We start from the raw sequence: 12,205 nt of genomic DNA, 5'->3' as shown, positions 1-12,205 counted from the left end.
GCCTCAGCCCAGGCGCTGGGCGACGGCCGTGACCGTCTCGCGGACCAGGTCACGGTCCAGCGGCTCGCGTTCCCACGCCTGATGCATGGGCCAGCCCTCGATCAGCGCGTCGATGGCCCGGCACGCCCGTTCGGAGAAGTGCCGGGCCAGGCTGGCCCGACTGCGGCGCAGCCACTGCCGCAGCGTCTCGGCGACGGTGCTGTTGTGGTTGGCGTAGGCGTACATCTCGTGCAGCAGGGCCAGGGTGCGGGGTGTCGCGTACTCCTCGCCGCAGATCAGGTCGGTGACCGCGGCGCAGGCGGCCGGCTGATCGGGCGCCGCGGTCAGCGCCGCGTGGTAGCGCTCCGACATCGACCGGGCCATCCGGGCGAACGCCTGCTCGATGATGTCACCGAGACCGTCGAAGTGGTAGGTGAGCGAGCCGAGCGGCACCCCGGCCTCACCGGCGATCCGCCGGTGGGTGGTGCCGTGCACGCCGTGTTCGGCGATGACGGTCAGGGTCGCGTCGAGGATGCGCTGCTTGCGCAACGGATCGTTGGCGACCCTGCGCGCTCCGCCCACGTGATCCTCCTCGCCTACCGGTCGGGCCCATTCTAGAAACCCCCGAGAAGTGTGTACGTTCGTACGCACTCAGAAGGGGAAGTCATGGACCACAGCACCGCCCGCCGCCGTCTCGCGCTGTTCGCACTGTTCTTCCTGCCCGGGCTCGGCATCTCGTCCTGGGTGACCCGCACCCCGGACATCCGCGATCTGCTCGGCGCCTCGACCGCTGAGATGGGCCTGATCCTGTTCGGCATCTCGGTCGGCTCGATGATCGGCATTCTCGGCTCGGGCGCGCTGGTCACCCGCTTCGGCACCCGCCCGGTGGCGACCGTCGGGATCGTCACCACCACGGTCAGCATCCCGGTGATCGGCGCGGGCGCGGCCCTGCACCAGAGCCTGTTCGTCGCGGCCGGGCTGTTCCTGTTCGGCATCGGCATGGGCGGCGGCGAGGTCGCCATGAACATCGAGGGTGCCGACGTCGAGCGCCTCCTGGACCGCCCGGTGCTGCCCACCATGCACGGCTTCTTCAGCCTCGGCACGGTCGTGGGCGCGGCCATCGGCATGGTCCTCACGGCGGTGACGTTCCCGGTCGTCTGGCATCTGCTCCTGATCGGCCTGATCAGCGTCCCGGTGGCACTGATCAGTGCGAGCCGCCTCCCGGCCGGGGTGGGGCGCAGGGCCGCGACCGCGGTCGGGGGCGAGCCGGTCTGGCGCGATCCGGTGCTGCTGCTGATCGGCACGATCGTGCTGGCCATGGCACTGGCCGAGGGCGCGGCCAACGACTGGCTACCGTTGATCATGGTGGACGGTCACGGTGTCGACCCGGCACTGGGCTCGGCGGTGTACGTGGTGTTCGCCGCCGCCATGACGATCGGCCGGTTCACCGGCAACCGGTTCCTGGAGCGGTACGGCCGCGCCACCGTCCTGGCCGCCAGCGCGGTGATCGGCGCGATCGGCGTGGCCCTGGTCGTCTTCGTCGACAACCAGATCGTGGCCGGCGCCGCGGTGCTGCTCTGGGGTCTCGGTTCGGCGCTCGGCTTCCCGGTCGCACTGTCGGCCGCGGGCGACTCGGGCGACCATCCGACCGCCCGGGTCTCGCTCGTCGCCACGGCCGGTTACGTGGCGTTCCTGGTCGGCCCGCCGGCACTGGGCTTCCTCGGCGAGCACTACGGCCTGCGCGCCGCCATGATCACCGTCCTGGTCCTGCTCGCGGTCGCCGCGGTCGCCGCGACGACGCTCCGCCGCACCACCACCCCGGCCCTCTCCCGCTGACCCACCCGTCCGCCCGGCTCACCGCCGCCACCCGCCGCCCTCACCGCCGACCCGGCCGGCCGGTGAGAGCCGGCCGGCCGGTCGGCTCTCACCGGCGCCCGCCGCCGGCTCGCCGCCGAGCCCGGCTGGCTCTCACCGCTGTCTCACGCCAGTTGAGACAGCGGTGAGAGCCAGCCGGTTTGCCTGTGGCATTCAGCCTTGCCGATGGACGAGGCGGCCGCTATGTTAATGGGAAATCACACACCGAAGAACCTGGAAACATGCTCGTAGCCGCACCACGAGCCGGTGTTCGAGGCCCAACCGTGGCCGTCCAGGAAGTGGGTAAGCGAATGCAGAATCTCAGTAGACGAGGCGTTCTGACGCTGGGTGCCGCACTCGGCCTGGCCGGCGCGGTGGACCCCGCGAGAGCCTGGGCCTGGTCGTCGACCGGTTCGATCGCGGCGACCGACACGATCACCGACCCGTGGGGCGTCTGGGACGACGCGACCGACCCGCTGCTCGCCTCGCTCCTGGAGAACGGGCGGATCCCGGCGGTCAACACCGCCTTCGAGTCCTGGGTGAACAACGGCGACGCGCTGCCCGCCGGCGTCCCCGCGGCTCTGACCACGTGGATGCAGGCACACAACCGGCTGCCGTCCTGGGCCGACCCGACGAAACTGGACCGGGCCGCCCGGTTCAACAAGCGCATGAGCATGTATCTGTTCCTGCTCTACGGTCTCGGCAGCGGCATCATGAGCACGGTCATCCCGCGCGAGGCCCGCAACGTCTACTGGTCCGAGGGCGGCGCGGTGATGAAGTCACGCGCGGCCAAGACCTTCACCTATGGGTACGATCTGAGCGCCGCCGACGCGTTCCAGCCGACCGGGCACTTCGTCGTCACGTCGAACAAGACGCGGCTCACCCACGCCGCGGTCCGGCATCTGCTGCCGCAGTCGTCGCACTGGCGGGCGGTCACCGACGACCAGGACTTCATCCCGATCAGCAACGGCGACATCCTGATCACGTTCCACAGTCTCGGCACGTTCGTCCACGGGAAGCTGAAGTCCTGGGGCATCCGCATGTCGGCCGCGGAGGAGGAGGCCTTCCTGCACATGTGGCAGGTCGCCCTGCACCTGCTGGGCGTGCGTGACGACTTCATCCCGGCGACGTGGGCGGCCGCGAAGGCACAGTCGGCCTACGCGCTGACTCCGCTGCTCGCGCCGACACCCGAGGGCATCGATCTGGCCGACGTCCTGCTCAGCCTGACGTCGGCGGTCGACCTGGGTGTCACCCGCGGGTTCCAGCGCGAGTTCGCCCGCTACCTGCTCGGCGACGAGGTCGGCGACTGGCTGAGACTGCCGCGTGACTACGCCTCCCGGACGGTCATCGAGGTCGGCTGGCCGGCGTACGTCGCGTTCCGCGAGGGCCTGTCACCGGTCGTCCCGACCACGTTCTCGATCTTCGACCGGTTCATCCGCGGTCTGGCGATGCTGTTCCTCAACAACGGCACCTCACCGACGTACACCCCGATCACCATCCCCACCGGCAACCGGGCCGGCACCTGACGCGCGACCGGCGGCCGGTCAGCCCGTCAGGGCGCCGAGGACCAGGGCGGTGACGGCGTCCCGATGGGCGGGGGTGTCGCGCCAGCGCAGGGCCCGCCCGGCCTCGACCACCACACCGAACCCGGCGTGTGCCAGCAACCGGGCCCGGCGGCGGTCGAGGTCCGGGCGGGCCAGCCGCAACTGCTGTTCCCAGACGGCGATGTGCTCGCGCTGGGCGAGGATCAGCGGCCCGCGCAGGCCCGGTGGCAGGCCCACGATCTCGGCCTCGGCGACGCTGGTCAGCGCGTTGTGTTCGAAGCTGTAGGCGACGTACGCCGCGGTCAGCGCCACCACCGCCTGATGGGGGTCGCTCGCCTGGTGGAGGCTGCGGTCGACGGCCTGGGCGAGCAGCCCGGCCGCCTGGAGACACGCGGCCACCAGGATGTCGACCTTGCCCGGATAGTGCCGGTAGATCGCCGAGGGGGCCAGGCCCACCGCCTGGGCGATCTGCCCGTTCGTGACGTTGGCGAAGCCGTCCCGGGCGAACAGCGGGACGGCCGCCGCGAGGATCTCGGCCCGGCGGGTCCGCGGGACCGGCCGGGCCGGCAACTCGACCAGCGCGGCGCTGCCCGCGGCGGACGCCGGATCGGTCGCCGCCACCCGCAGCGCCGCCGCCACCAGCATCTCCTCGACCCGGCGCTGGGCGATCGACGTGTGGTGCATGGTGATCGACCCGATCGCCCCGAGGGCCGCCACCGCCCGCAGGCCGGCGTCGGGCAACGGGAACTCGCGTGCCACCGACTCGGTGACCCGCCGCACCACCTGGCCGAACTTGGCCCGCAGCAGCCGCCGGTCGTCGCGGTCCAGGTAGCGGGCCTCCCACCGGTACAGCCCGCCGGACGCCCGGTGCGCGACCGTCACCCGGGCCAGGGCGGTCAGCACGTCGGGCAGCGCCGCCTCGGGCGGCCACTCGTCGAGGGCCGCGACCAGCCGGTCGACCAGGACGTCGGCGCACTCGGCGAACAGCGCGTACTTGTTCGGGAAGTGCCGGTACAGCGCGGCCGCACTGATCCCCACCCCGGCGGCGATCTCCTCCATCGAGGCCGCGTGGTAGCCGCGCTCGCTGAAGACCTGTCCGGCGGCCTCGACGATGAGCTGCTTGCGGTTGTGCGGCCGGGTGGCCGAGGTGGGCCCAGCGGTCACCGGGACACCTCGGCGGACGAGGGCACGCGCAGGACCATGAACGCCAGTCAACCACAGTACGGATGACGCCCCCGTGACACGGCCGGGGTTGAATGCGCCGGTGAGAAGAGTCGAAGTGCACCGCCCGGACGCCGTTCTGTCGTGTCTCGACGGCGGCCACGGCGACGACGTCGTGGTGCTGCTGCACGGCCTGGCCGGCAGCGCGGAGGAGATGCGGCCGACGGCCACGGCGCTGCTGCCGGGGCACCGGGTGATCGTGGTGGACCAGCGCGGGCACGGTCACTCCACGCGCCGCCCACCCGACCTGTCCCGCCGGGCGTACGCCGACGACGTCGCCGCGGTCGTGGAGCGGCTGGCCGGCGGCCGGCCGGTGACGCTGGTCGGTCAGTCGATGGGTGGGCACACCGCGATGCTGACCGCCGCCTGGCATCCGCACCTCGCCGGCCGGCTGGTGCTGCTGGAGGCGGGGGTCGGCGGGGAGGGCGGCGAGGACTACCCGGCGAAGCTCGGTGACTGGTTCGCGTCGTGGCCGGTGCCGTTCGCCGACGTGCCGGCCGCGGCCGCCTTCCTCGGGTCGACGCCGATCGCCCGGGCGTGGATCCGTGACCTCCAGGAGTGCGCGGACGGGCTGCGGCCGCGGTTCGAGCCGGAGGTGATGCGGGCGGCGATCGCCGCGGTCGCCGAGACCGCCAGGTGGACGGAGTGGGCGTCGGTGCGGGTGCCGACCCTGCTGGTGCGGGGTGCGAACGGGACCATGGCGGAACCGGAGGCGCGGCGCATGCTGGCGTCGCGGCCCGATGTCTCGCAGGTGGTCATCCCGGGCGCCGGGCACGACGCGCACCTGGAGCGGCACGACGCCTGGATCGCCGCCCTGACCGCGTTCCTCAGTGGCGGGCGAGGCGGACCGGCAGGTGGGCATAGGCGGGGATGAGCACGTTGCGGCGGTACCGGCGCTGGTGGATGCGCCAGGCCCGGCCGGGGCCGAGCAGGGTCCGGAGCAGGCCGCTGATCTCGGCGCGGGCGACCGGCGCACCCAGGCACAGGTGCCGGCCCGCCCCGAACCACAGTTGCCGCTGGTCCGGCTGGTAGCCGCGGTCCAGATCGAAGGCGCCGGCCGCGTTGTTGGCGGTCCAGGTCAGCATCAGCACCCGCTCCCCCGCCCGCAGCCGCCGGCCCGCGACGTCGACGTCGGCGGCGACCGCCCGGCCGATCACCGGTGCCGGCGAGGTGACCCGCAGACCCTCCCGGACCGCGTCGGGCAGCCTCTCCGGTTCGGCGCGGAGCCGGTGCTGGGCACCGGTGTCGTGCAGGATCGCGACGGTACGGGCCATCGCGCTCGCCGCCGTCTCGGTGCCCGCGACCATGAGCAGTGTCGACAGCCCCTCCGCCTGGCGCTGTTCGAGTCCCAGGTCCCGGCAGCGGCCGAGGACCGTCTCCGGCGCCGCGGTCCGCCACGCCTCGGCCACGTTGACGGTGAGCCGGGCGACGATCGCCTTGGCCCGCGCGATCGTCTCCGGCGCGAGGCGGGTGGAGGTGGTGGTGCCGAGCGCGAGGGCGGCCAGTTCCTCCCCGACGGCGAAGATCTCCCGGTACGCGTCGTCGCGATCGGCCACCCGCAGTTGCAGCAGGTCGGCGACGATCCGCCCGACGAGCACCCGCGCGAGGTCGGCGACGTCGACGGCCCGGCCGGCGGCCAGCTCGGCCCCGGCCACCGCGAGCCGCGGCCCGACCACCCGGTCGGTGAGCTGCTGGGCGTTGTCGTCGGTGAACAGGTCCCGGGTCCGTTTCCGCAGCTGGTGGTGGCCGGGCCCGTCGAAGATCTCGTTCACCCAGTCGCCGAGCACCTGAGCCCACAGGTGTCCGACGCCGCCCTCCCCGAGCAGGGTGAAGTGCGCGGGGTCGTTGAGGATGCGCCGGGCCACCACCGGGTCGGCGGTGACCCATCCGATGCGGGGCACCCGGCTCAGCCGTCCGGCCAGTCGACCGGCGGTCAGCAGGACGGGCAGACTCGGCTTCGCGGCGGCGAGGACCCGGAACTCGTGGCGGCGCGCAGTGTCCAGCATCCCGTCATCCTCGCCCGCCACCACCACCGTCCGCTGCCTGTTCCCCACTCCCCGTGAGGATTCTGTGGTGATGTGACCGGATCCGTGCCCCACCCGGTCATACCCGGCAGAGAGCGAACGACGAATCAGGGAGAGCGACTGTGGACGGACATCTGCGGGACCGGTTCGAGCAGGCGACCGCCGGCGACCCGGGCGCGCCGCCCGGTGAGCTGGCGCTGGCGGCCATCACCGAGGGCGGCCGGATCCGCCGTCGGCGGCACCGCCTCGTCGCGGCCGGTGTGGCGGCCGGCCTGGTCCTGGCGGCCGGCGGTCTGACCGCGGCGAACCTGCCGTGGGGTGCGGCGGACCGGACCGCGACGCCTCCGGTGACGATCGCCGCCGCGATGGTGCCGGTGTCGGCCCCGTCGTGTTCGCAGTCGCCGGTCGAGGACCACGCCACCGATCTGGCCGTCTTCCTCGCCACCGAGGCGACCGACCGGCAGCGTGACGCGGTGGCGGCCGCGGTGCGCGACGACGCCCGGGTGGACGCGGTGGTCTTCGAAAGCCGTGCGGAGGCCTACCAGCGGTTCGCGACCCTGTGGGCGGACAGCCCGGACTTCGTCGCGGCGATCAACGCCGACGACCTCCCGGAGTCGTTCCGGCTGCGGCTGACCGATCCGGAGCACGATGCCGCGCTGCGCGCGCGGTTCGCGGCGATGCCGGGTGTCGCGCAGATCCTCGGTCACCGCTGCCCGACGGACGCCCCGGTCGGAGGGCTCCGGTGACGGACACCTCCACCGTGGCACCGGGCCCGGCCGTGTGGAGCCGGGCACGGCGGCGCACGAAGGAGGCCCGCGACCAGGAGTTCACGGCCTTCGTCGAGGCGGCCGGCACCCGGCTGCGCCGCAGTGCCTATCTGATGTGCCGGGACTGGCATCTCGCCCAGGACCTCACCCAGCACACCCTCGCCAAGATGTACGCGTCCTGGGACCGCGTCCGCACGAGCGCGAGTGTGGAGGCGTACAGCCGCCGGGTCCTGATGAACGTGGTCTTCGATCAGCAGCGGCGGCACAGCGGCTCCGAGATCGTGCTGGCCGACCTGCCGGACCGCCCCGATGCCGGCACCACGGGGGCGCCGGAGTTGCGGGTCACCCTGGTGGACGCGCTGGCCCGTCTGGACGTGCGTGATCGTGCGGTGCTGGTGCTGCGGCACGCCGAGGACCACAGTGTCGAAACGGTGGCCGCCATCCTGGGCCTGTCGGTGTCGGCGGTGAAGATGCGCAACGCCCGTGCTCTGGAGAGGCTGCGCGCCCAGCTCGGCGAGGACTTCCTGAACCGCTGACCCGCGCTGTGGCGCCAGGGGTGCGCGGCCGGTGGACCGTACCGGTGCCGCCGGCCGCACCCCTGGCGGCATGCCCGGTGACCGGGCCGTTTCCTGTTTGTGATCAAGTTCCGGAACCAGGAAAGGCCTTGCCCGGATAGCGGGAACTGCCCGGGAGATTTACAGTGCGGAAACATCGGCTTCACTGAAGTTGATCTTTTCGGCTGTACCGGGGGTACACGTGGGCAACGCGCTGCTGGAGATGCGGTCGATCACCAAGGAGTTCCCCGGGGTCCGGGCACTGTCCGATGTGAGCCTGGTGGTCGAGTCCGGCCAGATCCACGCCATCTGCGGAGAGAACGGTGCGGGCAAGTCGACGCTGATGAAGGTGCTCAGCGGCGTGCACCCGCACGGGACGTACTCCGGCGAGATCGTCTACCAGGGACAGGAGTGCCGGTTCGGCGACATCCGGGCCAGTGAGCACGCCGGCATCGTGATCATCCACCAGGAGCTGGCGCTGGTCCCGGGCATGTCGATCACCGAGAACATCTTCCTCGGCAACGAGCCGCGCCGATGGGGCCGCATCGACTGGAAGGCGGCCAACCACCGGGCGATCGAGCTGATGAACCTGGTCGGGCTGCGGGAGGATCCGGACACCCTGGTCAAGGACATCGGCGTCGGCAAGCAGCAGCTCGTCGAGATCGCCAAGGCCTTCGCCAAGGACGTCAAGCTGCTGATCCTGGACGAGCCGACGGCCGCGCTCAACGAGAACGACTCCCGGCACCTGCTCGACCTGCTGCGCGGCTTCAAGGAGCGCGGCATCACCTCGATCATGATCTCGCACAAACTCAACGAGGTGGAGGCGGTCGCCGACGCGATCACCATCCTGCGGGACGGGCGCACCATCGAGACGATCACGGTCGCCGGCGGAGACGTCGACGAGGACCGGATCGTACGCGGGATGGTCGGCCGTGACCTGCAGAGCCGGTTCCCCGAGCACGAGCCGAACATCGGCGAGGTGTTCTTCGAGGTACGCGACTGGACGGTGCGGCATCCGATCTCGGCGGAGCGGCTGGTGTGCAAGAACTCCCGCTTCACGGTCCGGCGTGGGGAGATCGTCGGGTTCGCCGGTCTGATGGGCGCGGGGCGCACCGAGCTGGCGATGAGTGTCTTCGGGCGCTCGTACGGCGTACACCTCGGGGGAAAGATCTTCAAAGACGGTCGTGAGGTGGACATCAGGACGGTCGCCGACGCGATCAGGAACGGTCTCGCCTATGTGAGCGAGGACCGCAAGGCGATCGGTCTGAACCTGCTCGACGACATCAAGACCTCGGTGGTGGCCGCGAAGCTGTCGAAGATCACCCGGCGCGGGGTGCTGGACGAGGCCGCCCAGTACCACGAGGCGGAGAGCTACCGGCGCAGCCTGCGGATCAAGACGCCGACCGTGGACGAGCCGGTCACCCGGCTCTCCGGCGGCAACCAGCAGAAGGTCGTCCTCGCGAAGTGGATGTTCACCGATCCGGACCTGCTGATCCTCGACGAGCCGACCCGGGGCATCGACGTCGGCGCCAAGTACGAGATCTACGGGATCATCCAGCGGCTCGCCGACGAGGGCAGAGGCGTCGTGCTGATCTCCAGCGAGCTGCCCGAACTGATCGGCCTCTGCGACCGGATCTACACGGTCGCCGAGGGCACGATCACCGGTGAGGTCGCCCGGCGCGACGCCGACCCGGAACTCCTGATGAAGCGGATGACCTCGACCCGGAGCAACGCATGAGCCGCATACGAGACCTGCAGAAGAACCTCTTCGGGGGTACGACCTCCAACGCCCGCCAGTTCGGGATGATCTTCACGCTGCTGGCGATCATCGTGTACTTCCAGATCGCCACGAACGGGCTGACCCTCACCTCGGGCAACCTGATCGCGCTCACCCAGCAGTACGCGTACATCTCGATCCTGTCCATCGGCATGCTCATGGTGATCGTCGCCGGTCACATCGACCTGTCGGTGGGCTCGGTGGCCGCGTTCGTCGGCATCGTCGTGGCCAAGGCCATGCAGGAATACGACGTTCCGTGGCCGGCCGGCATCGTCCTCGGGCTGGCGGTCGGCGCCCTGATCGGCGCCTGGCAGGGCTTCTGGGTCGCCTACATCGGCGTGCCGGCGTTCATCGTCACGCTCGCCGGCATGCTGCTGTTCCGTGGCGGCAACCAGTACATCGGTAACGCCGACACCGTCCCGGTTCCCCAGGGGTTCCGGACCATCGGCGCCGGATACCTGCCCGAGTTCGGCCCGGAGACCGGCTACAACAACCTGACCCTGCTGCTCGGTCTGCTGCTGTGCGCCGCGGTGGCGTGGCGGGAGTGGCAATCCCGGCGGGTCCGCTCGCAGATGGAGGGCGCCGAGCCCGCTCCGGTGTGGATCTCGGTGCTACGGCTGGCGATCATGCTCGGCGTCATCGTCTTCGCCACGCTGCGGTTCGCCGGTGGACGGGTCGGCACCAGCTTCCCGGTCTCCGGCATCATCCTCGCCATCCTGGTGATCGCCTACTCCTTCTACACCCGCAACACCGCGGGCGGCCGCCACATCTACGCCGTCGGTGGCAACGCCCGCGCCGCCGAACTCTCCGGTGTCCAGCTGCGCCGGGTGAACTTCCTGGTGATGACCAACATGGGTGTGCTCGCTGCGCTCGCCGGAATGATCTTCGTGGCCCGGTCCACGGCCTCCGGCCCGCAGGACGGTCTCAGCTGGGAACTCGACGCCATCGCGGCCGTCTTCATCGGTGGCGCGGCCGTCTCCGGCGGTCTCGGCACGGTCAGCGGCTCCATCGTCGGCGGCCTGGTCATGGCCGTGCTCAACAACGGGCTTCAGCTCATCGGCACCGGCGCCGACATGGTCCAGATCATCAAGGGCCTGTTCCTGCTCGGCGCCGTCGCGCTCGACGTCTACAACAAGAAACAGGGCCGCTTCTCGATCATCGGTTCGCTCACGCGGCGGTTCCGTCGCGAGGATCCGCCCGCCCCCGCCGCTCCCCCGGCACCCAGCCCCACCGGTTCCCTTGCGAGAAAGTGAGCTGTTCGATGCGTACAACTCTGGTAAAGGTCCTTGCCGTAGGTGTTGCCGCGGTCATGGTGGCCGCCGGCTGCAACAACGACCGGGAAGGCTCCACCCCCGCCGGCGGCTCGTCCGGAGCGCCGGCCGCCGGGTTCGCGAAGGACGCGCTGATCGGTGTGGCGCTGCCGTCGAAGACCTCGGAGAACTGGGTGCTCGCCGGTGACCTGTTCACCAACGGGCTCAAGGAGGCCGGGTTCCAGTCCGACGTCCAGTACGCCGGTGCCTCCACCACCGTCGCCGACCAGCAGGCCCAGATCACCGCGATGGTGACCAAGGGTGCGAAGGTCATCGTGATCGGCGCGACCGACGCCGCGCAGCTGTCCACCCAGGTCGAGCAGGCCAAACAGTCCGGCGCCCTGGTCATCGCCTACGACCGGCTGATCACCAACACGCCGAACATCGACTACTACATCGCCTTCGACAACTTCAAGGTCGGCCAGCTGCAGGGTCAGGCGCTGCTGGACGGCATGAAGGCCAAGAAGGCGACCGGGCCGTGGACGATCGAGCTGTTCTCCGGCTCGCCCGACGACAACAACTCCGGGGTGTTCTTCAACGGCGCCATGGAGGTGCTGAAGCCGGCCATCGACTCCGGTGACGTGATCGTCGGGTCGGGGCAGACCGAGGTGAAGCAGACCGCGACGCAGGGCTGGAAGGCGGAGAACGCGCAGAGCCGGATGGACGCGCTGCTCACCTCCACCTACGGCAGCAAGACCCTGGACGGCGTGCTGTCGCCCAACGACACCCTGGCCCGCGCGATCATCACCTCGGTGAAGGGCGCCGGCAAGCCGATCCCGGTCGTCACCGGACAGGACTCCGAGGTGGAGTCGGTGCGGTCGATCATGGCGGGTGAGCAGTACTCGACGATCAACAAGGACACCCGCAAGCTCGTCGCCGAGACCATCAACATGGTCAAGACGCTGCAGACCGGTGCCACGCCGCAGGTCAACGACACCAAGTCGTACGACAACGGGGTCAAGGTCGTGCCCGCGTACCTGCTGCCGCCGGTCATCGTCACCAAGGACTCCGCCGCCGAGGCGTACGCCGACGACCCGAAGCTGGCGCCGCTCACCAAGTGACCGTCACGGTCCGGCCCGGTGCCCCGCTGCGGGTGCCGGGCCGTCGCCGTCCCTACCGGCTGGCTCTCACCGCTGTCTCAGCACGCTTTTGACAGCGGTGAGAGCCAGCCGGGT

Annotated in this window: 11 protein-coding genes; 8 read left to right on the top strand and 3 right to left on the bottom strand. The window is 70.9% G+C overall.

The features are described from left to right. Positions 1–3: 3 nt before the first annotated feature. Positions 4–561 carry a TetR/AcrR family transcriptional regulator gene (locus BC793_RS18015; protein WP_109593699.1) on the bottom strand — a complete coding sequence of 186 codons (558 nt, stop codon included), beginning with the start codon at positions 559–561 and terminating at the stop codon, positions 4–6. A gap of 84 nt (positions 562–645) precedes the next feature. Between BC793_RS18015 and BC793_RS18010 the strand changes: the two genes are divergently transcribed. Together BC793_RS18010 and BC793_RS18005 are read left to right on the top strand one after the other, a co-directional pair. After that, positions 646–1,815, top strand: a complete 1,170-nt coding sequence (locus tag BC793_RS18010) for an MFS transporter (RefSeq protein WP_109593698.1) — start codon at positions 646–648, stop codon at positions 1,813–1,815. 329 nt (positions 1,816–2,144) lie between these two features. Further along, positions 2,145–3,359, top strand: coding sequence for an oxygenase MpaB family protein (locus BC793_RS18005; RefSeq protein WP_109593697.1), 1,215 nt, complete (start codon positions 2,145–2,147; stop codon positions 3,357–3,359). Positions 3,360–3,377: 18 nt separating this feature from the next. Here BC793_RS18005 and BC793_RS18000 read toward each other — a convergent pair whose 3' ends face one another. Next, entirely contained in the window at positions 3,378–4,541 is a 1,164-nt protein-coding gene (locus BC793_RS18000; RefSeq protein ID WP_109593696.1) for a TetR/AcrR family transcriptional regulator, read from the bottom strand. 100 nt (positions 4,542–4,641) lie between these two features. On the opposite strand from BC793_RS18000, the gene BC793_RS17995 reads away from it, so the two are divergent. Beyond that, positions 4,642–5,472 (top strand): alpha/beta fold hydrolase, encoded by an 831-nt coding sequence (locus BC793_RS17995; RefSeq protein ID WP_109593695.1) that lies wholly within the window; start codon positions 4,642–4,644, stop codon positions 5,470–5,472. Here the strand turns inward: BC793_RS17995 and BC793_RS17990 are convergent. Beyond that, positions 5,426–6,604 (bottom strand): cytochrome P450, encoded by a 1,179-nt coding sequence (locus BC793_RS17990; RefSeq protein ID WP_239170078.1) that lies wholly within the window; start codon positions 6,602–6,604, stop codon positions 5,426–5,428. The two genes, BC793_RS17995 and BC793_RS17990, sit on opposite strands and share 47 nt — an antisense overlap. A 140-nt stretch (positions 6,605–6,744) precedes the next feature. Between BC793_RS17990 and BC793_RS51335 the strand changes: the two genes are divergently transcribed. The 5 genes from BC793_RS51335 to BC793_RS17965 all read left to right on the top strand — a co-directional run bounded on the left by BC793_RS51335 (position 6,745) and on the right by BC793_RS17965 (position 12,091). Further along, a complete protein-coding gene (locus BC793_RS51335; RefSeq protein WP_109593694.1) occupies positions 6,745–7,368 on the top strand; it encodes a permease-like cell division protein FtsX in 624 nt (207 codons plus the stop codon). Further along, positions 7,365–7,925, top strand: a complete 561-nt coding sequence (locus BC793_RS17980; RefSeq protein ID WP_109593693.1) for a SigE family RNA polymerase sigma factor — start codon at positions 7,365–7,367, stop codon at positions 7,923–7,925. Before BC793_RS51335 ends, BC793_RS17980 begins: the two co-directional genes overlap by 4 nt. 241 nt (positions 7,926–8,166) lie before the next feature. Continuing rightward, positions 8,167–9,681, top strand: a complete 1,515-nt coding sequence (gene mmsA, locus BC793_RS17975) for a multiple monosaccharide ABC transporter ATP-binding protein (protein ID WP_109594017.1) — start codon at positions 8,167–8,169, stop codon at positions 9,679–9,681. Further along, positions 9,678–10,973, top strand: coding sequence for a multiple monosaccharide ABC transporter permease (gene mmsB, locus BC793_RS17970; protein ID WP_109593692.1), 1,296 nt, complete (start codon positions 9,678–9,680; stop codon positions 10,971–10,973). The genes mmsA and mmsB overlap by 4 nt, the downstream gene beginning before the upstream one ends. A gap of 8 nt (positions 10,974–10,981) precedes the next feature. Next, positions 10,982–12,091: a substrate-binding domain-containing protein gene (locus tag BC793_RS17965; protein WP_109593691.1), complete on the top strand. Its 1,110-nt coding sequence runs from the start codon at positions 10,982–10,984 to the stop codon at positions 12,089–12,091. The last annotated feature ends 114 nt before the right edge of the window (positions 12,092–12,205 follow it).

It is taken from the genome of Actinoplanes xinjiangensis (genome assembly GCF_003148685.1).
GTDB lineage: Bacteria > Actinomycetota > Actinomycetes > Mycobacteriales > Micromonosporaceae > Actinoplanes > Actinoplanes xinjiangensis.
The sequence above is the reverse complement of the archived record's forward strand: the minus strand, read 5'-3'. Positions and strand labels throughout refer to the sequence as shown.

What these genes read in the sequence shown, in the direction of transcription:
- BC793_RS18005 (WP_109593697.1), top strand. Translation starts at nt 2,145, where the DNA reads ATGCAGAATCTCAGTAGACGAGGCGTTCTGACGCTGGGTGCCGCACTC.
- BC793_RS17965 (WP_109593691.1), top strand. Translation starts at nt 10,982, where the DNA reads ATGCGTACAACTCTGGTAAAGGTCCTTGCCGTAGGTGTTGCCGCGGTC.
- BC793_RS18010 (WP_109593698.1), top strand. Translation starts at nt 646, where the DNA reads ATGGACCACAGCACCGCCCGCCGCCGTCTCGCGCTGTTCGCACTGTTC.
- BC793_RS17990 (WP_239170078.1), bottom strand. Translation starts at nt 6,604, where the DNA reads ATGCTGGACACTGCGCGCCGCCACGAGTTCCGGGTCCTCGCCGCCGCG.
- mmsB (WP_109593692.1), top strand. Translation starts at nt 9,678, where the DNA reads ATGAGCCGCATACGAGACCTGCAGAAGAACCTCTTCGGGGGTACGACC.
- mmsA (WP_109594017.1), top strand. Translation starts at nt 8,167, where the DNA reads ATGCGGTCGATCACCAAGGAGTTCCCCGGGGTCCGGGCACTGTCCGAT.